General features: G+C 51.6%; 18 protein-coding genes and 3 pseudogenes. 19 read left to right on the top strand and 2 right to left on the bottom strand.

From position 1 onward, the window contains the following. The 15 genes and pseudogenes from EDM55_RS19805 (at position 1) to EDM55_RS19740 (ending at position 15,304) form a co-directional block, all read left to right on the top strand. Complete coding sequence (locus EDM55_RS19805) at positions 1-990, top strand: ABC transporter permease (RefSeq protein ID WP_092273884.1); 990 nt, start codon at positions 1-3, stop codon at positions 988-990. A 46-nt stretch (positions 991-1,036) separates the two neighbouring features. Then, positions 1,037-3,106: a bifunctional aldolase/short-chain dehydrogenase gene (locus EDM55_RS19800; RefSeq protein WP_122961159.1), complete on the top strand. Its 2,070-nt coding sequence runs from the start codon at positions 1,037-1,039 to the stop codon at positions 3,104-3,106. A gap of 22 nt (positions 3,107-3,128) precedes the next feature. Beyond that, positions 3,129-3,443, top strand: a complete 315-nt coding sequence (gene rhaM, locus EDM55_RS19795; protein ID WP_122961158.1) for an L-rhamnose mutarotase — start codon at positions 3,129-3,131, stop codon at positions 3,441-3,443. Between the two features lie 16 nt (positions 3,444-3,459). Next, positions 3,460-4,830: pseudogene (rhaB, locus tag EDM55_RS30645) on the top strand (rhamnulokinase); the annotation flags it as partial. Between the two features lie 111 nt (positions 4,831-4,941). Beyond that, positions 4,942-6,228: an L-rhamnose isomerase gene (gene rhaA, locus EDM55_RS30640; protein ID WP_170184373.1), complete on the top strand. Its 1,287-nt coding sequence runs from the start codon at positions 4,942-4,944 to the stop codon at positions 6,226-6,228. A gap of 106 nt (positions 6,229-6,334) precedes the next feature. Next, positions 6,335-7,336, top strand: a complete 1,002-nt coding sequence (locus EDM55_RS19785; RefSeq protein WP_092273872.1) for a LacI family DNA-binding transcriptional regulator — start codon at positions 6,335-6,337, stop codon at positions 7,334-7,336. 156 nt (positions 7,337-7,492) lie between these two features. After that, on the top strand, positions 7,493-8,770 hold the full coding sequence (hisD, locus tag EDM55_RS19780; RefSeq protein ID WP_092273869.1) for a histidinol dehydrogenase: 1,278 nt from the start codon (positions 7,493-7,495) through the stop codon (positions 8,768-8,770). Between the two features lie 113 nt (positions 8,771-8,883). Continuing rightward, positions 8,884-10,197 carry a GntP family permease gene (locus EDM55_RS19775; protein ID WP_092273866.1) on the top strand — a complete coding sequence of 438 codons (1,314 nt, stop codon included), beginning with the start codon at positions 8,884-8,886 and terminating at the stop codon, positions 10,195-10,197. 29 nt (positions 10,198-10,226) lie between these two features. Next, a complete protein-coding gene (locus EDM55_RS19770; protein WP_092273863.1) occupies positions 10,227-10,988 on the top strand; it encodes an SDR family NAD(P)-dependent oxidoreductase in 762 nt (253 codons plus the stop codon). Continuing rightward, a complete protein-coding gene (locus EDM55_RS19765) occupies positions 10,985-11,932 on the top strand; it encodes a 3-hydroxyacyl-CoA dehydrogenase family protein (RefSeq protein ID WP_092273860.1) in 948 nt (315 codons plus the stop codon). The genes EDM55_RS19770 and EDM55_RS19765 overlap by 4 nt, the downstream gene beginning before the upstream one ends. A 238-nt stretch (positions 11,933-12,170) precedes the next feature. Beyond that, positions 12,171-12,827, top strand: coding sequence for an ArpU family phage packaging/lysis transcriptional regulator (locus tag EDM55_RS19760; RefSeq protein WP_246070885.1), 657 nt, complete (start codon positions 12,171-12,173; stop codon positions 12,825-12,827). A gap of 33 nt (positions 12,828-12,860) precedes the next feature. Then, positions 12,861-13,097, top strand: a pseudogene (locus tag EDM55_RS19755) (MgtC/SapB family protein); the annotation flags it as partial. Between the two features lie 509 nt (positions 13,098-13,606). Next, positions 13,607-13,750, top strand: coding sequence for a helix-turn-helix domain-containing protein (locus tag EDM55_RS19750; protein ID WP_258957834.1), 144 nt, complete (start codon positions 13,607-13,609; stop codon positions 13,748-13,750). Positions 13,751-14,353: 603 nt separating this feature from the next. After that, positions 14,354-14,818 (top strand): phage holin family protein, encoded by a 465-nt coding sequence (locus EDM55_RS19745; RefSeq protein WP_092273854.1) that lies wholly within the window; start codon positions 14,354-14,356, stop codon positions 14,816-14,818. Next, positions 14,819-15,304: a copper amine oxidase N-terminal domain-containing protein gene (locus EDM55_RS19740; protein ID WP_092273851.1), complete on the top strand. Its 486-nt coding sequence runs from the start codon at positions 14,819-14,821 to the stop codon at positions 15,302-15,304. Positions 15,305-15,469: 165 nt separating this feature from the next. Here EDM55_RS19740 and EDM55_RS19735 read toward each other — a convergent pair whose 3' ends face one another. Both EDM55_RS19735 and EDM55_RS31110 read right to left on the bottom strand, forming a co-directional pair. Beyond that, positions 15,470-16,873: a methyl-accepting chemotaxis protein gene (locus EDM55_RS19735; RefSeq protein WP_170184366.1), complete on the bottom strand. Its 1,404-nt coding sequence runs from the start codon at positions 16,871-16,873 to the stop codon at positions 15,470-15,472. A gap of 381 nt (positions 16,874-17,254) precedes the next feature. After that, positions 17,255-17,383: pseudogene (locus EDM55_RS31110) on the bottom strand (glycosyltransferase family 2 protein); the annotation flags it as partial. A 170-nt stretch (positions 17,384-17,553) separates the two neighbouring features. Here EDM55_RS31110 and EDM55_RS19725 point away from each other — a divergent pair. Genes EDM55_RS19725 through EDM55_RS19715 form a run of 4 tightly spaced genes read left to right on the top strand, consistent with a single transcriptional unit; the run spans position 17,554 to position 19,323 of the window. Further along, entirely contained in the window at positions 17,554-17,895 is a 342-nt protein-coding gene (locus EDM55_RS19725) for a glycosyltransferase (protein WP_307723923.1), read from the top strand. A 17-nt stretch (positions 17,896-17,912) separates the two neighbouring features. Then, entirely contained in the window at positions 17,913-18,062 is a 150-nt protein-coding gene (locus EDM55_RS30365) for a hypothetical protein (protein WP_170184367.1), read from the top strand. A 57-nt stretch (positions 18,063-18,119) separates the two neighbouring features. Beyond that, a complete protein-coding gene (locus tag EDM55_RS19720) occupies positions 18,120-18,479 on the top strand; it encodes an alpha-helical endospore appendage domain-containing protein (RefSeq protein WP_122961155.1) in 360 nt (119 codons plus the stop codon). Continuing rightward, positions 18,448-19,323, top strand: coding sequence for a hypothetical protein (locus EDM55_RS19715; RefSeq protein ID WP_122961154.1), 876 nt, complete (start codon positions 18,448-18,450; stop codon positions 19,321-19,323). Before EDM55_RS19720 ends, EDM55_RS19715 begins: the two co-directional genes overlap by 32 nt. Positions 19,324-19,599 lie beyond the last annotated feature (276 nt).

Below are 19,599 nucleotides of genomic sequence, written 5' to 3'. Positions count from 1 at the left end.
ATGGAAAAGAGAGTCATCATCGGGAAAAAGGAGTTCTCGTGGAAAACCTTTTTTCTGCAGTGGGAATGGATGCTCGTCCTCATCTTTATTCTGGTGAATGTGATCAACGCCAATCTCTCTCCCTACTATTTGAACGCTGACAGTCTGCGGGATGCGACGATGACCTTCCTCGACAAGGCGTTTATCGTCCTGCCGATGGTTTTTATCATCATTCTCGGAGACATCGATATTTCTGTCGCGTCCATCGTAGCGCTGTCATCCGTCGTGATGGCTGATCTGTACACGATGGGGGTTCCGATGGAGCTGGCAGTCGTCATCTGTTTGGCAGTAGGGACCTTGTGCGGGTACGTCAACGGTCTCTTGATCACCCGATTCAAGGAGCTTTCAGCAGTTATCGTGACCTTGGCGACCATGATCATTTATCGGGGGATCGCGTACATTCTGCTGGAAGACCAGGCTGCCGGCAAGTTCCCGGAATGGTTCAAGTTCCTCGGATGGGGATATGTGGGATCTGTTCCGTTTATCCTGATTGTTTTTGCAGTTTTTGCTGTGATTTTTGCGCTTTTGCTGCACAAAACCACATTTGGCAGACGCGTTTATGCGATGGGGAGCAATTTGACAGCCAGTCAATTTTCCGGAATACAGGTGGACAAAATCAAAATTCTCGTCTTTACGCTTGCGGGTCTCATGTCAGCAGTCACGGCGCTGTTCCTCACTTCGCGGATGGGCAGCACCCGGCCGAATATCGCGACGGGCTACGAGCTGGACGTGATTGCGATGGTCGTTCTGGGCGGAATCAGTACATCAGGCGGAAAAGGAAGAATGATCGGCGCGATTCTCGCCATTTTCCTGATTGGTTTCCTGCGTTACGGTCTGGGGCTTGTCAACGTACCCGCACAGATGCTGCTCGTCATTATCGGACTTTTGCTGATTCTGGCCGTCATGGTGCCAAATCTGAAAGGGTATTTGCGAAAATGGGTCAAAATCTGATTTTCCAATAAGCAGTCCATCAATCAGAAAAAAGTGGAGGTACGAGATGATACAGAGCTTATGGAATCGCGAACAGGCAGCACAATGCCAAAACGGACTGGAGGAGCTGGTCTACCGCTCGAATCTGATCGGTACGGATCGGCGGGTGTGCAACTGGGGCGGAGGAAATACCTCCTCAAAGACAAAAATCACGGACTTTCGCGGCCGAGAGATTGACGTGATGTGGGTAAAGGGCAGCGGCTCGGACCTCGCTACGATGAAAGCGGGCAATTTCACGGGATTGCGGCTCGAGGATGTCCAGCCGCTTCTGGAACGGGAGGAAATGTCCGATGAGGAAATGGTTGCCTATCTGTCGCATTGCATGGTAGACAGCAAGCATCCGCGCGCATCCATCGAAACACTCCTGCATGCCTTTCTGCCATTTCCTCATGTGGATCATACTCACCCGGACGCGATCATCAGCATTTGCTGCGCGGACAACGGGAAGGAAGTGGCGCGCGCGATTTTCGGAGACCGTTTTGTCTGGGTTCCTTATGTGCGTCCCGGCTTTACCCTGTCCAAAATGATCGCAAAAGGTGTGCAGGAAAACCCACAGGCAGAGCTGGTGCTGATGGAAAAGCACGGGCTGGTGACGTGGGGAGATACGTCTGAGGCATGCTACGAGAAAACGATTGCGATCATTCAGGAAGCGGAAGCGTACATCGAATCGAAGGTAAAGGAAGCGTCCGTATTCGGTGGACAGCGCTTTGAAACCATTCCGGAAGAAGAACGAAAGCAAATCCTGGCACAAGTCATGCCTGTCATTCGCGGGGCTGTCAGTGATACGAGACGGATGCTCCTTACCTACGACGACGGGGAAAAGGTGCTCCAGTTTGTCAACAGCCGTGATGCCCGTGAGCTGTCGCAGGTCGGTGCTGCTTGCCCGGATCATCTGGTGCACACGAAAATGGTTCCGTTGTACGTAGAGTGGGATCCCGCCTCAAGAGATGTGGAGGGGTTGAAGCAAAGCCTGCTCGCGGGGATCGCTCGCTTCAAAGAAGAATATACAAGCTATTTTGAACGAAACAAAAACGAGGGAGACCAGATGTCGGAGGCGGCACCACGTGTCATCCTCATCCCGGGTGTCGGCATGGTGAATACCGGGAAAAGCTGGTCCAATGCACAGGTAAGCGGCGCTCTCTACCATCGTGCGATCGCGGTCATGCGCGGAGCGACAGCTTTGGGCAGCTTTGTCTCCTTGAGTGAAAACGAATCGTTCAACGTGGAGTATTGGCCGCTGGAGCTCTATAAGCTGTCTTTGGCTCCGGCAGAGGCAGAGTTTTCCCGCAAAGTGGTGTTCGTCACGGGGGGAGCGGGCGGAATCGGAAGCGAGACGTGCCGCCGCTTCGTAGCAGAAGGTGCCCACGTCGTATTGGCAGACTTGAACCTCGAAGGCGCAGAAAAAGTCGCACAGGAAATCAACGAGCGTTTTGGTGAAGGTCGTGCCAGTGCGGTGAAGATGGACGTTACGAGCGAAGCAGACGTGCAAGCGGCTCTGGCACAGGCGGCACTCGCCTATGGCGGGGTGGATACAGTCGTGAACAATGCGGGCCTCGCAACCTCCAGTCCCTTTGATGAAACAACACTAAAGGAATGGAATCTGAATATCGCCGTACTTGGGACCGGATACTTCCTCGTGGCTCGCGAAGCGTTCAAGCAGATGAAAGCACAGGCCATCGGCGGCAATATGGTGTTCGTCGGCTCGAAAAACTCCGTCTACGCAGGGAAGAACGTAACGGCTTACAGCTCGGCAAAAGCGCTGGAAGTTCACCTCGCTCGCTGCATCGCGGCAGAGGGGGGAGAGCACGGCATTCGCGTCAACACGATTTTGCCGGATGCGATTTTGCAAGGCTCGGCGATCTGGAATTCCAGCTGGCGAAATGAGCGTGCCGCGGCCTACGGAATCGAGCCTGATCAGCTGGAAGACTACTACCGCAAGCGCACGACGCTGCTCGTGAACATTTATCCGAGAGATATCGCGGAGGGCATTCTCTTTTTCGCCTCCTCCAAATCGGAGAAGACAACGGGCTGCATGCTGACCATTGACGGCGGCGTACCTGCCGCGTTTACACGATAAGCACGGAATAGGGGGAACGAAGATGATTCGTAAAGCGTTTGTCATGCATGTATTCGGGGATTGCCACGAGGAATACAAGCGCCGCCACGACGAAATCTGGCCGGAGATGATCGAGATGCTCAAAGAGTATGGGGCACATGATTACTCGATCTTTCTCGACCCGGCCAATAGCCGTCTGTTTGCCTACCTGGTGATTGAGGATGAAGAGCGCTGGAGCGAGACGGCGGAAACGGAAATCTGCCAGAAGTGGTGGGCGTATATGAAAGATGTCATGGAAACGAACGAAGACAATAGCCCTGTCTCTCTCGAACTGAAGGAAGTCTTTTACTTAAAGTAGGCGCTAGTAGAGGGAGGTGCATGGAGTGGGAAGCCATATTGCCGTAGATATTGGGGCTTCGAGCGGGCGGCTGGTCTTGGGAACCGTTTTGGACGGGCGTATCCATTTGCAAGAGATTCATCGGTTCCAAAACGGCTTTGAAGAAGTGGAGGGGCACTGCTACTGGAACATCGACTATTTATTCCAGGAAGTCATGACAGGGCTGCAAAAGGTGAAACAGCAGGGCATCACAGCATGTACGCTGGGCATCGATACGTGGGCGGTTGACTACGTATTGCTGGATGGGGAAGGTCAGCGACTGCATGAGATCTATGCGTATCGCGACGAGCGGACGAAGCATGCCATCGAAAAGGTGACGCGACAGCTGTCAGCCGAAGCTATCTATGAAAAAACGGGCATTCAGTTTCAGCCCTTCAATACCTTGTTCCAGCTGGCGGTGCACGATCCTGTTCAGCTGAAGCAAGCCGATCAGATTCTTCTGGTGCCGGATTACTTGTACTTCTTGCTTACGGGAAAACGAATCAACGAAGTGACAAACGCCTCGACGACGCAGCTGTTGCATCTGCAGACTCGTGAGTACGACGAGGATTTACTGAAGCTGCTGGGTCTGGACCGCTCCCAATTTGCGGAGCTGGTCCAGCCAGGCACATCACTAGGCAGGGTCCAGTCAAAATGGCATGAAGCATACGACTTGCCTGACTGCGAAGTAATCTGCGTCGCTACCCATGATACGGCGTCAGCGGTGCTTGGTGTTCCGGCGGATCCCGCCAAGTCATTTGCCTACCTCAGCAGCGGAACCTGGTCGCTGATGGGAGTGGAGCTGGACAGCCCGATCCACAGCGCAGAGGCACGCGAACGCAATTTTACGAACGAGCGGGGCGCCTTCCATACGTATCGCTTTTTGAAAAACATCATGGGAATGTGGTTCATCCAAGAGGTCCATCGCCATTATGAGGGGGCCATTTCGTTTGGTGGATTCGTCGAGCTGGCGAAAGAGGAGCCGGCTTTTACGACCTTCATCGATTTTACAGACGCCCGTTTTCTGAATCCGCGCAGCATGGTCGGCGAAATCCAGAGCTACTGCCGGGAAACGGGGCAGCTCGTTCCGCAGACACCGGGAGAAATTGCCCGCTGTATCTACGACAATCTGGCGATCCTGTATGCTTTGTGCGTCGAGGAAATGGAAGCGATTACGGGGCGCGCCATCGAGGTCATCCACATCGTGGGCGGCGGGTCCAGCAACCAGCTGCTCTGCCAGCTGACGGCGAACGTCTCCGGCAAAAAGGTAACGGCTGGGCCGACGGAATCGACGGCGCTAGGCAATCTTGCTGTACAGATGATCGCCACGGGTGAAGTGAGCGATATTCACGAGGCGCGAAGCTTGATCCGCCATACATTTGCGAGCGCGATTTACGAACCGGAGGCGGCTTGCCATCGAGCGGAATGGATCGAGGAATTCAAACGAGTGACAACCGGCGAAAGGAAAGGAGTGACAAGTGTGAGCACAGGACTAGAAGCGAGCTATCAAGAGGCGAAAAAGCTGTACGAAAAGCACGGGATCGATGTGGAGGCTGTTCTGGAGAAGCTTTCCGCGATCAAGGTGTCCATGCACTGCTGGCAAGGCGATGACGTTCGCGGCTTTCTTAACCGCGATCAGGAGCTGACGGGAGGAATCGCTGTCACGGGGAATTATCCAGGAGCTGCGCGGACGCCAGAGGAGCTGCGTCAGGACTTGGAGAAGGCGTTTTCGCTTATTCCCGGCAAGCATAAAGTCAATCTGCACGCCATTTACGCCGATACGGACGAGCAGGTGGAGATCGACAATCTGGCTCCCAAGCATTTTGAAAAGTGGGTCAACTGGGCCAAGGAGCAAGGGCTAGGCTTGGACTTTAATCCGACCTGCTTCTCTCATGAAAAATCCGAGGATGGCTTTACGCTGAGTCATCCAGACCCGCAAATCCGCCAATTTTGGATCGATCACTGCAAGGCATCTCGGAAAATCGGCGCGTACTTTGGCGAGCAGCTCGGGCAAACCTGCGTGACGAATGTATGGATTCCAGACGGCTACAAGGACATTCCCGTAGATCGGATGGCTCCACGCCAGCGTTTGAAGGACGCTCTCGATGAAATCTTCCGCGAAGAGCTCAATCCTGCCCACAATCTGGATGCGGTAGAGAGCAAGGTGTTCGGGATCGGGTCTGAGAGCTACGTGGTCGGCTCCCATGAATTTTACATGGGCTATGGGCTGCAAAATGGTAAAATTATCTGCCTCGACGCCGGGCATTTCCACCCGACCGAGACGATCTCGGGCAAGCTCTCGTCACTCGCGCTCTTTTCCCAGGGCATTCTGCTGCACGTCAGCCGTCCGGTTCGTTGGGACAGCGATCACGTCGTCATCATGGATGATGAGCTTTTGGACATCGCTCGGGAGCTGGTGCGGCACGATTTGCTTGGCATGACTCACATCGGTCTGGACTTTTTTGACGGCAGCATCAACCGGATTGCGGCTTGGGTGATCGGGATGCGCAATACGCAAAAGGCGCTTCTGCGTGCCATGCTGGAGCCAACGGATTACCTGCGTCAGGTCGAGCTTGCAGGCGATTACACGACGCGGCTCGCGCTCATGGAGGAATTTAAAACCTATCCGTTCGGAGCTGTATGGGATATGTTTTGTGCGCGACAAGGGGTTCCTGTGCGTGAGGAGTGGCTGACAGAGGTAAAGCAGTACGAGCAGGAAGTGCTCTCTTTGCGCGGCGGTCAGCATAAAGCCGCCATTTCGTCTTGAAATCTGTTTGCGCTATGCAGCACGGTCTACGAGGATCGTGCTGTTTTTGTTGGAGGGGAATCGTGCTAAAATAAAGGTTCCACACTCTGGATTCGGAGGGAACCTTGTGAAGAAAAAGCCGGTAAATGCGATGGAGGTTGCGAGAGTTGCTAAAGTCTCTCAATCTACTGTTTCGCGTGTTTTCACCCCCGGGTCAAACGTATCGGAAAAAACCAAGCGAAAGGTGCTGGAGGTAGCGAAGGAGCTCGGCTATCGCCCAAATGCGCTCGCACGCGGTTTGATCATGAACAAGACCAACATCGTCGGTTTGGCGATGCGTGATATGGAAAACCCGTTCTACCATGAAGTGCTGGGCAAATTCACCAAAGGTCTGCGTGATAAAGGGTATCATGTTTTGTTTGTGTACACGGAAAATGATGAGATCCAGCAGGAGGAAATCACGCAATTCCTGGAGTACAGCGTCGAGGGTGTGATCGTAACAGATGCGTATTTGTCCTCTAAAGTTGTGACTCAATTGCATGAGAACAACATCCCTGTGATTCTGTTCAATCGCTACAGCAAAGATGTCCCGTGCTATTCCGTCAGCTGCGACAACTACGCGGCTGCCCGGCAGATCGCGAGCTATTTGTACGAGCAGGGCTATCGGAAAATGGCGTATATCACAGGCAGAACCAATACCTCGACCAGTCAGGACCGGCAACGGGGTTTTTGCGAGTTTTTGCAGGAGAAGGGAATAGAACCGATGATAGAAGAGGGGGACTACACTTACGAGAAAGCCTATGACGCTGCGATTCGGCTGTTGAAGAGAAGAGAGGTGCCAGACGTCATTTTCGGGGCCAATGATATTACAGCACTAGGTGCAATGGATGCTGCAGGGGCAATGGGGCTATCCGTTCCGAATGACATCGCGGTCGTCGGATTTGACAACATCAAAATGGCATCCTGGCCTTCTCACGAGCTGACGACATGGGAGCAGCCTGTTGACGAGATGATTGAGTTGACCATCGATACACTTCTGAACGAAATGAAAATAGAAGTGGTAGAACCCGTGTCAAAGCTCGTTTCCGGGCACTTGATCGAGCGCGGGACGACTCGGAAAAAAATTTAAGCCGTTGACAAATGTAAGCGGTTATCTTTACAATTTGGGCATAGATTAAAAATGCTCTGAAATTTTTCTCACTCCAAAATGCATACGTATGCATAAAAGAGTGAGAAAAAATTTCTGAAAACTGCATACGTATGCAAAAAACAGGAGGGAACGAACATGGCAAGATTTTTGAAACAAGGAAAAGCGAAGGACGAAATTGCACAAAACGACGCGCAGGTAGCGGAAACCGTACGCCAAACGATTCAACAAATCGAGCAGGAAGGTGATGCAGCCGTACGGGAGCTTTCTGCCAAATTCGATAAATGGAGTCCCGAGCAGTTCCGCCTGACAGAAGAGCAAATCGCGGAAATCATCAGCGGTGTACCGGAGCAGACCATCGATGATATCAAATTTGCACAGAGCAACGTACGCCGTTTTGCAGAAGAACAGCGTAAATCCATGCTCGACATCGAAGTGGAGACCTTGCCAGGTGTGATTCTGGGTCACAAGAACATCCCGGTCGATAGTGTAGGCTGCTATATCCCGGGCGGACGCTATCCGATGGTCGCTTCGGCACACATGAGCGTACTGACCGCAAAGGTAGCGGGTGTCAAACGCGTCATCGCTTGCACACCTCCCATCAACGGAGAAATTCCAGCAGCTACGGTAGCTGCGATGCATATGGCAGGAGCAGATGAGATCTACATTCTCGGCGGCATTCAGGCGATGGCCGCAATGGCAGTCGGTACCGAAACAATCAAGCCGGTCGATATGCTCGTGGGACCAGGAAATGCTTTTGTAGCGGAAGCGAAGCGCCAGCTGTATGGCCGTGTGGGGATCGACCTATTTGCAGGGCCTACGGAAACATTGGTTGTTGCAGACGAAACAGCAGATGCCGAAATGATCGCGACCGATATTCTCGGCCAAGGCGAGCACGGACCGACATCTCCAGGTGCTTTGATCACGACCTCGGAAAAGCTGGCCGAAGAGACGATCAAAGAAATCGAGCGTCAGCTTACCGTGCTTCCGACAGCAGATGTAGCAAGTGTTTCCTGGCGTGATTACGGTCAAATCATCCTGGTAGAGGATGAGCAGGAAGCGCTGGTTGAGGCAAATCGTCTCGCATTTGAGCACGTGGAAATTTTGACGAAGGACCCTGATTTCTTCCTGAACAACATGACCAACTACGGCTGCCTGTTCCTCGGCCCGGAGACCAACGTAGCTTACGGCGATAAAGTCATCGGAACCAACCATACCCTGCCAACCAAAGGCGCGGCTCGTTACACAGGCGGACTGTGGGTCGGGAAATTCCTGAAAACGGTCACCTACCAAAAAGTAAGCGAAGAAGCGAGTGCCTACATCGGAGAATACGCAGCGCGTCTGTGCCAGCTGGAAAACTTCGCAGGACATGCCGAGCAGGCGTTGCTCCGTGTGCGCCGCTACGGAAAGAAGTAAGTGGGATGTTGTCTTGCAAGGAAGGGGAGCGAGCACCGCGACAGCTAGGCTCCTCTCCTCCGAGCGAGGCTCCAGGCACTAAGTAATTACGCAGAAGATGGGAAGTGATTCGGATGATTAGTATGATTGGTTTGATTGGAGGCTTGGCCCTTCTCATCATTTTGACTATGAGAGGCATGAACTTGTTAATTGTTGCTCCGTTCTCTGCTTTGTTTGTCGCTGTATGTAATGGACTGCCACTTTTCCCGCAGCTGGCTGCTGAAGGAGAAGCGAACTTCGTTGCCAATTACATGAGCGGTTTTACTGGATTTATTACATCGTGGTATTTAATGTTTCTCATTGGCGCAATTTTTGGAAAGCTGATGGAAGATAGCGGAGCTGCGGACAGTGTATCCAAATGGATCGTTGAAAAAATTGGCATGAAAAACGCAGCGCTTGCGATCGTCATTGCCTGCGCGGTTTTGACATATGGCGGCGTGAGCTTGTTCGTCGTTGCCTTTTCCGTTTATCCGATGGCCATCAGCTTGTTTAGAGAGGCGAATTTGCCAAGACGCTTTATCCCGGCGGCTCTTGGCTTTGGCTCCACGACTTTTACGATGACTTCGGCTGGTTCACCTGAAATTCAAAACTGGATTCCGATTCCATATTTGCACACGACACCGTATGCAGGCTGGGAAGTAAGCTTGGTCGTTGCTGTTTTCATGATGATTTTCGGTTACTGGTGGTTAAAACGGATGATTATGAAAGCGGTTCAAAAAGGGGAGCGCTTCGTTTCGCGGGAAACGGACAATAGGGATGTGAGAGAAAATTTACCTCATCCTATCGTGAGTATGATTCCGCTCCTGGTCGTTCTGGTCATCTCGTTTGTATTCCACAATTCATTGGCACAATCCGCCTTGATTCTCGCTTTGCTGGGTGGAGTAATTGCTACCTACTTGCTCCATCGAAAGTACTTTATCAATTTCTGGCACGCCGTATCAGAAGGCACGATGGGGGCTTTGATTGCCATTGCGAACACTGCAGCTGTCGTTGGTTTTGGTGGAGTAGCCAAGGCGACTCCTGCTTTTGCGAGTGCAGTAGACATGATGACGAGTATCCCTGGCAGTCCGCTGATAGGAAGTGCAGTGGCTGTATGTATCATTGCAGGTCTCACAGGGTCAGCCTCTGGCGGACAGACAATTGCGCTGCCATTGCTTGCTCCACACTATATGGATATGGGGGTCAATCCTGAAGCGTTGCACCGGGTTGTCGCGATCTCGTCAGGGTCCCTTGACTCTCTGCCGCATGGTGGGTATGTCGTTACGACCATTCGAGCCATTGCAGGAGAGACACATAAAGATGCATATCCGGCTTTTGGTGCGATGACTGTGATAGTTCCGATTTTTGGAGTCATTCTAGCTGTTGTCTTGTTCTCGCTTGGGATGTAAGAAAGGCTGTCGAAAGGGGATTAGCGGAGATGACATACTTTCAAGAGCTGAAAGGAAAGAAGGTCCTCATCACGGGAGGCAGCAAAGGTATTGGAAAGGACGCTGCTCTCGCCTTTGCCAAACTCGGTGCAAAAGTCATGATCACCGGACGTAATGCGGCAGATTTGGAAGCAGCGGTACAAGAATTGCGCGAATTCCAAGCAGAATCTTACTTTTTGTCGGCAGATATGCAGGATGTGCAGAGTATTTACCAGATGGTCGATGACACGGTTGCCACACTCGGTGGACTCGATGTACTGGTCAACAATGCGGGAATCAACATCGCCAAGCCTGCCTTTGACGTCACGGAAGAGGATTGGGATCGCGTGCTGGACACCAATCTGAAAGGTACATTCTTCTGCTCGCAGCACTCCGGGAAGCATATGGCGGAAAACGGTGGGGGACGCATCATTAACATGGTGTCACAAATGGCCTTTGTCGGGTATATCAAGCGCTCAGCCTATTGCTCAAGCAAAGGCGGTGCCGTGCAGCTGACGAAAGCGTTGGCAGTGGAGTGGGCTTCCTATGGGGTAAAGGTCAACGCGGTTGCACCGACCTTTGTCGAGACGGATCTGACCAAGAAAATGTTCGAGGACCGGGAATTTTACCAGGATGTTTTGCGGAGAATTCCGTTAGGACAGCTCGCGCAAGTATCGGATATTACCGGGGCTGTTCTGTTCCTCGCCTCCGACATGGCAAACTTCATCACGGGCGAAACCATCAAGGTGGATGGAGGTTGGACCGCGATATGAGGAAGCCAGTGGAAAGCTTGGCGATCATCGGAGCAGGTACGATGGGGCACTCGATCGCTCTGTCCGCTGCGATGGCAGGCTTGCACGTAAAGGTCTGGGGAACGAGTCTGCAGGATATTCAGCGCGGCAAGGATGGTGTAGCCGAAAAGCTAGGGATTCTCGTTGAATACGAGGTCGTGTCTGCAGAGGAGAAGGCTGCGGTGCAAGAACGAATTTGGTTCACCACGTCTCTGTCGGAATGCGTCCAGGGGGCGAGCTTTGTCATCGAGGGTATCCCGGAAAATCTGGAGATGAAGCAAAAGATGTTCCAGGAGCTGGAGGCGCTGTGCTCCCCGGACACGATCCTGGCGAGCAACACATCAGGATTGAGTCCTACAGCTATTGCGAGCCAGATCGAGTACCCCGAGCGGACGCTGGTCACGCACTTTTGGAATCCGGGACATCTCATTCCGCTTGTCGAAGTCATTCGGGGGGGAAAGACAGCAGATACCGCTGTAGAGCGAGCGATGGTGCTGCTCGAAGCGATGGACAAGAAGCCGATCCTCGTCAAAAAGGACATTCTCGGATCAGTGGGGAACCGCCTGCAGTACGCGCTTTTCCGGGAAGCCCAGTACATCTATGAGCAAGGGGCTGCCTCGATCGAGGATATTGATAAGGCCGTTCGCTACAGCATCGGACGCCGCTTGCCCGTCACAGGTCCCTTTATGACAGCCGATATGGGAGGTCTGGATGTGTTCGATGCCATCTCCAGCTACTTGTTCCCGGATCTGGGGACACAGCAGGAGTCTCTTTCGACCATGAGAAGTCTTGTAGATGCAGGCAGCTACGGGCAGAAAAACGGACAGGGCTTTTACGAGTGGTCGCCAGAGCAGTCGCAAAGGATGAACAAGGCCCGCGAACGAGAGCTGATCGAGTGGCTGAAAAAAGATCGGCAAACGGATTGAAGGAAATTGTCCACAAGCTATACACAGATAAATCCTAATTACAAACAGTTTATACACAGAAAAAATAACGGAACGGCACGCACTTCCATTTGGGAGGGCGTGTTTTTTCTATTTTTTAGTAGAAAGATCTTGAACAATGGAATTTTGTATGAGATACTTGTACTACAAAAGAGAACAAACGTTCCTATTTTCGCGTTCATCACGTAAAACACATAGATGGTTACAGGGAGGAATCCATATGGCAACACGAGCATGTATGAGCAAAGAGGAACTGCGCGAGCACGTATGTGAGGGCTGCCCGGCTACAGGTTGGGGGAGAAAGACGCATTGCCAGGTGCACGACAAGCATGTGGGGAAAGTCGAAGCTTGCCCGGAATGGGACAAGTTCGCAGAGGGACAGCAGACTTCGGGGCAGCAGCGCCCTCTGCGAAATTCTGCCCCAAAAGTGGAGCCAGCCCTTGAAGTGGTGCAGCGGACGGAAGAGGAGATCCGCGACTACAATTACATGCAGCTGGAGGTTAGCCGCATTCAGCGTTTTTTACGCGAGGCAGGGGAAGGGATGGTCGCTCAATACGGGCTGGACTTTGCCATGCCGAAAGCGATCGGGGGATTCGGGGACAAGACGCATGCCGAAGTCGCGCGTCGAGAGCGCAAGTGGAAAAGGCTGCAGAGCCTCCAGGACAAAATCGCCAGAATCGATGAAGCGGTAGAGATGATTCCTGATGAGCAAGAGAGGCTGATTCTGGAGGCCCTGCTGGATGGAGACAAGAATAATCAGATCGCAAAGGAAATCGGGGTTTCCCGTCAGCGTTACTACGAAATCAAGAGAAGCGCTGTCACGAAGATGGCGTGGGCCATGTACGGCGGAGTGGCCCAGCAAATTCGCTCCTGCTAGTAACGCTGCCCCCCTGTAGGAGCCATGCTATAATTTCCGAACAATCTGGGGCTGGACCCTTCTCGGATCGCGGCGCAGGTCGTGAGTGGGGTCGGCTTTCTCGGGGCAGGGATGATTTTCATGCAGCGTCAGACAGTCAAAGGACTGACGACAGCTGCCGGAATCTGGGCGACTGCCGGGATGGGAATGGCCATCGGTGCTGGGCTGTACACGCTCGGAATTGGAACGACCATACTCGTGCTCGTCGCACAAAAGGTTACCGTCAAGCTGCCTGGCTCCTACGAGATCGCTCAGCTCCTTCCGATGCTGCAAAGATACGCAGGCGTGCGGGCTGTCGAGGTACAGTAAGCGAATAGCAAACGGAAAAGAAAAAGACGATCGAAAGAAACGCTGTCAAAGCGATTTCTCTCAGATCGTCTTCTTCTTTTTAAACTCCGCGATGTTCTGCTGTTTGACGAAAGCGACGAAGGTTTCGAAGGTTTCAACTCGAGAGCGAAGGGCTTTCCAAGCAAGAGGGTAGACAAATATTTACAGAACTTTACACTCCCGTTCATTTTCCCCATTGGAAAGTGAGGTGGTTTATACTTAAGCCAAGCAAAAGAAAGAAACACAAACAAAGACTTCAGAAAGAGCCTCCTGAGCCATAAAGTGCACCCCTTAGAATGGACATTGAGAAAAGACCTCTCAATGACGATACTCATTCTAGGGGGTGCTTTTCGTAATGGGGACAAAGGGAAAAGAAGTAGGAAACGTACAGTGCGGAGTTAAAGCAAAGGGCTATTGAGATGAGATTGAAGGGAATGACGGAGGCGGCAGTGGCGAAGGAATTAGGGATCAAAGATATTGGACGACTCAAGGTATGGATGCGTAAATACAAACAGCAAGGCGAGTTTGGTTTGGTAGACACACGAGGACGCCGCTAGCAGTACGTCGATCAGGAACGCTATATTAAGCGGTTGGAGTTGGAGAACGCTGTCCTAAAGAGGCGATTTTGGCAACCACAAGTAAAACATATCCAGAAAGTACATCTCGAAGTCAAACGCAGACATTAACAATTCCAAATTTAAAATCGGTTTCTAGTGTTACTGCATGGCAAAGTGGGAGTACCTGGTATCACAGTTACTTGGGCACCGTAACCAAACCATCAACAGATACGAGGACGTATGCCTATTACTATCAATACACCGTAATAGTTAATTACGAGGATAATAGATTACCATCAATCGCTCTAACATCCCCTGCCGATAATCTTTCATTAGGACGTCGTACGATCGATTCTGTGCCAGTAAATCTAAGTGGGGAAGTGCAGGAGATGCCCAATGCTGACAGCGCTTAGCAGGATGCGCCACTGGAGCTTTATTATTTGGAGCTTCATCACTATGGAAAAGTAAATAATTCACCAACGACCCTCGGGACATCCCCGGGGTATTTCTTTTCACCGAAATCCACATTCTTCAACCTGCACTGAAAAGACTTATTAACAACTTATCCATTGACCCCAAGGGGGTGAGGAGGGAGATGAGCACATGGAGTTTCTAGAAATCTTGGAGCATGCAGCATCCCCGTCACATGGGTGGGCAGCGACAGCGGGAACGATCACTGCCCCTATCTTTCATTATTTGTATGGACCTGGGCGAACGGATATTTTGGTGGTTCTCCTGTTTTGTATTGCCCTTGACTGGGTGACGGGGATCCAAGCAGCCAAAAAACAGGACCAGACCTATTCTTCCGAGTACGGACTGAGCCGCATACCGCGAACGCTATTTTTCCTGGCTCTGCCTGCTCTGGCGAACCTCTTGGACAGGGTGATGGCAACGCCGGGGTTTCTTTTTTATGGCGTGACCTTTGGGCTGATTTATCACACATGGAACAGCCTGACCGCCAATGCGGCACGGGCAGGCTGGCCCGTACCCAAGGCGATCGCCAATCTGGTAGAGTCCGAGATGAAAGCAAAAACCGAACGCGCGATGAAGCAGAAAGAAGGAGAATGAATGCTGCAGATCACGGAGATGCTTTTGACCAACAAGATGGCAAGACCTGGAATCATCATTACGCCGAAAGCGGTAAAGCAGCTAAGTGCGTACCCCAATAACTGCACGATTGGTACGGGAGCAGCAGAGGCATGGAATCGTTTCAAACAAGATATCCACAGCTTACTAACAAGTAATCCACAAAAACCACAGGGTTATGTGGATTACTGTAACATACAGGTGGCACTTCCAGCTAAGGGGATTTTGCGTGCTGGTGTCTCCTATTTGCCTGTCCGGATGGTTGCAGAGGCGGTTGGGGGAGTAGTGGGATGGGAAGCTGACACGAAAAGGGTGACGGTGAACGGGCAGCTGCTGGATGTTTCTATCGAAAACGGGATCGCTTACGCCGCAGCCAGAAAGCTTGCCGAAGTCTTGAACGGGGAAGTTTCCTGGGAGTCGGCCAGCAGAACTGTTACTTTAGTACCGAAATCGCCAAATACCGGCTAAAACGAAAAAATGGCATCCACAAACTATCCACAGCTGTATTGCTTGATACCCACAGATAATTCAGACTTATTCACAATTTTCTCAAATGCCTGTGAATAACTAACCCCGCCATGTTTCCTATGCCATTTGATCTGGCAGGAAAACGATAGAAGCGGGGGTTTTTTCTTATTCTTCGATCACGTTGCAGTGAATATCTGCGCCTAGCACACCGCAGGTTCCGTCCTTGTCCACGAGGTAGGTGGAGATGGTGACACACGGTCGCTTGGTGATAGCGGAAATGTAGGGGGCGGAGATATAAAAACCATCTTGTAGTGCGCCGGTGAACCACTGGCGTCTTTTGGCATTGAGTATGCCAGCCGGTGGCAGCGAGTGCAGGAAATCCCCATCCGCATTGTTGAGCCATATGGCCTCCAGCGCAGCCGTTTCGCTCATCCATGCCTGAAAAATCTCCTGTAGCGCATCTGGGGAGGAGCACAGGAGGTCTTCCCGGCTCGCCCACGCCTCCATCTGGCTTTTCCATTGGGCGAAGGTGTCGATCGTAAATTGTGGATTGTCGATAATCTCTGCAGGATCGCTGTGCTGCTTGACTACTACGGAAAACTCATCGGAGATATCCGTGAGATGTTTACTCGCTTCGAGCAGCTGTCTGACGATGTTGTTTTGACTGGCAGAAATACTCTGTACATCGGAAGCCAGCTGAGTGCTTTCCTTTGACTTGTTCAGGAGATGCGACAGCTGCCCGGTCATGTTTTGCACAGTCTCGACCTGCTTGAGGCAAGAAGTCTCATTCTCGGAAATAATTTGTTCGAGGACATCGAAACGGCCTTGAACCTGGCCTAGAAAACGATGGCTGTCCCCCAGCTCCTGCTTGTTTGCTGCGATAAGGCTTCGATTTTTGTCCAGGACAGTGAGGACTTCTCGGGAGGTACTCTGGATGTTGTGGAGGAGGGGATCGATGTCGAGGAGATTGCGCCTGCCTTGGTCAGCCAGCTCTTTGATCCTGTCTGCGACGATGGCAAAGCTGCGGCCAGTAGTGTCAGCGTGAGAGGCTTCAATCGAGGCGTTCATAGCCAGTGTACTAGTCTCTTCCACCATCGTTTTCAGCAGCTTTTGGATTTCCGCGATGTGTTTCATTTGCTCGAGCAGAAAGTGAATGGATTGGGTCGTACGCATCGTATTTTCGAACAGGCTGGTAAACGTTTCACTGGTGTGATCCAGTGCTTTTGTGGCATGGCGCAGGTCTTCTTCCAGAGAGGCGTTCGTCTCGCGCATGGTCTTCGCTTGTGCAGAGGTATCTTCAGCGCGGTGCTGAACCGTTTGCAGGAAGTGGGTCAAGGTCTCTACACCGTCGAGAGCTTCTGTCTGATTGCGCAAAATGCTCTCACTCATCGTCAGTACATTGCCCGAAGCCCTCTCGATTCTTCCGGATTCGTTGTAGATGCGCTCTACGATGGATTCTAGCCTGTCTGTCGCCACTACAATATCGTCGGTCAAGAGCTGATTTTCTGCAGCGGTCTCATTGGCGGAAGGATTTTTGTACGCGTTGACGATTTTCAGTAATAACCCCACATGACTCATTCCCCTCTGTAAATACACGTTATGTTTATGTTATATAATCTTACATTAATGTCTGGTTTTTTTACAAGTTCTCTTTCTCAAAAAAAAACCGCCAAATCAGGTAGATTCGTGTCAGGTATTCTTACTTTTCATGGCGAATCTCTTGGGAGGACCAGCCTAAGTGCTTGACACGGTAACGGTTGAGGAAGGAGGGCACTCGAAAATATTGTTGGGAAAGCGTCCGCAGTGCAGGGGCTGCTCTTTCCAGCTGTAGGTGGTCAGGCCGGGGCGCGTTGCGAGTATACGCGTGCCTCTTTTTGTTTGCCCATTTTCTCCATGCAGCGGGCGAGAGCAGAATAAGCGTGGAAGCTGCCAACACCAGGCCATGCTCCCCGCATGCGTCGAGCCCGTATCGACCACGATGATCTCGTCTACGATGGGAAGCACGCTTTGCAGAGCCAGCGAAATTTGCTCCGCTTCATTTTTGGCGATCATGCACAGAGAGATTAAGGGAGCTGTCATCAACCTCTCACCGTTCCTTCCGTGGTTATCCTTATGAAATGCCGGGATACATATTGCAAGGCAAGTGGAAATAGGATGGTAGTAATGTTTTGGGGGGAGGGAGCGGTCTGCATGTTCACGATCAGCTTGTGCATGATCGTTCGTGACGAGGAGGGGACTTTGGTTCATGTTTGACGAGCGTACGGGATTTGGTGGATGAGATGATCATCGTGGATACAGGCTCCACCGATTACACCAAGGATATTGCCAGAACCTTTGGTGCCACGGTTTACGATTTTGCCTGGATCGATGATTTTTCTGCTGCACGCAACTTTACGTTTGGAAAGGCCACGAAGGACTATATCCTTTGGCTGTACGCAGATGACGTATTGGAGGAGCAGGACCGTGCTCGTTTCCACCACCTGAAGGAGCAGCAAGATTTTGATTACGACGCCGTCTCCATGCCCTATCACCTCACATTGGATGAGGAGGGAAAGCCCGTTCAGTACTTGCGCAGAAATCGGCTTGTGTGAAGAGCTTGCCGCTTTCAATGGCATGGGCTTTCCATGAGTATTTGGCGGCCGTGGGCGATCCGAAGAAAGCGCGGATTCATCATGAGTTGGCCAAAATGTACAATCCCAAGCATCCCAGCGTGGTGTACAACGAAGCCTACTTTACAGCGCGTGCGCAAGCGCAATGATTAAGTCGCAGGGGTTTGGTGGCTAAAACTTACTTTGAGAAATGGAGGGGTGCAGGGATGTCGCTATCCAATATTCCAGATATTACTCCTAACATTACACTGAAGCGAGAAGACGTCATTCATCTGTTGTTGGCCTCGATCGCCATGGAAGAAATCAGTTTGTCCCATATTATGAACGCAGAGGGTGAAAGAATTCAGCATTTTTTGGAAAAGGACGATGTTAGTCTGGAAGATCTCCTTCGGGTAAACCAAAGCGTGGAACGGATGCTGCGGAGTATCGTCAGCAAGCAAATCCTTTCGCAATTCAAGCTCGACAATATTTTGGAGCTGGAAAGCCAAGTCAGGGAAAGTGAGCGACAAAAGGGCGGCGATGAAGGCGATGGCGATGACGTCGATAATGACGATGGCGACAACTAAGCAAGCGGAGCAGCTCCACAAAGAAGTACAAAAATGGCTCCACAAAGAAGTACAAAAATGGCTCCGCAATGGAGGAGAGGAAGGGCAGCAAGATCGCTTTTGGAGAATGTTCGAGGCCGAACACGCGGCAGAGAATGCATTGACAGCCTTGATGAAAGGTTTTACCCAGCAAATAAAGAAAGGGCAGTTCCCGCCAGAAGGGACTCCTCTGTTTTTCCACTGGCTTGAATCGGTACAGCGTTGCTTGGAAGCCATCGCTGCGTTGCATGGGGTCTCTCTTAACCGGCTTACGAGGCTGCTGCCTCGTCTGCTGGTCAGGAGCAAGGGCGGGCGATACGCAAACATTTCCCCCACTGTAGAGGAGAGATATGGCAAGGCAGTGGCAGCGGCGGACTCTTTTTCCGAGGGAGTTCTTTTATTGTGTTTACAAGCCGCTCAGTATGTAGAACTAGAAGCACTGGAGAAGTGGAAAGCTGGAATGCAGAATGTGCTGGAGGAGATCTTTCGGATACGGAGACAAAAGGGGGAGTTGCTTCAAATGCTGTTGTCTCCGGAAGAGAGCCAAAGGGGAGACTCGTCCCATGAGGAAGAGGATCTTTTGCGAATGATACAACAAACGTGGAAACCTTCGCATGCTTCCCTGCGCCCCCCTTCGGACATTCAGACGGCAATCCCTTTAAAAGAAGGAGAGGAGGGCGGGAGCAATTCTGAACAGACAAAGGTAAGAGTCCATATGAAGCCTCTACAACCTTCTTTTGGAAAGCCGTGGTTACATGAGAGTGTGTGGGGCGGATGGAAGCAAAAGTCGCGAACAGATCGGGACGTAAGAAAGTGGGATGAGTAGCAAAGAGCGTTTGCCGTTTGATCATACATGAAGATGAGGGGAAAACCTCAGGCGCATAGGCGTGGGAAACCCGTTTCTGATTGTGGAAAATGAGGAGGTCTTCAAGGGAGGGGAGGGCTGTCTTCGTGATCGCCTTCCTTTTTCATTCCTAAAACTGGGAGAGAAAAGGAGAAAACAGGAAAAATGCCCACAACTCAAAAGATTTGGATAATAAACAAGCAGGATATAGTATAATGTTTGCAAATATTATGCGTGTACATGCGAAGTGGGGACAGG

Origin of the sequence: Brevibacillus centrosporus (genome assembly GCF_003710815.1) — a bacterium.
GTDB lineage: Bacteria > Bacillota > Bacilli > Brevibacillales > Brevibacillaceae > Brevibacillus > Brevibacillus centrosporus.
Note: the sequence above shows the minus strand (reverse complement) of the source record. Positions and strands in the feature narration are given on the sequence as shown.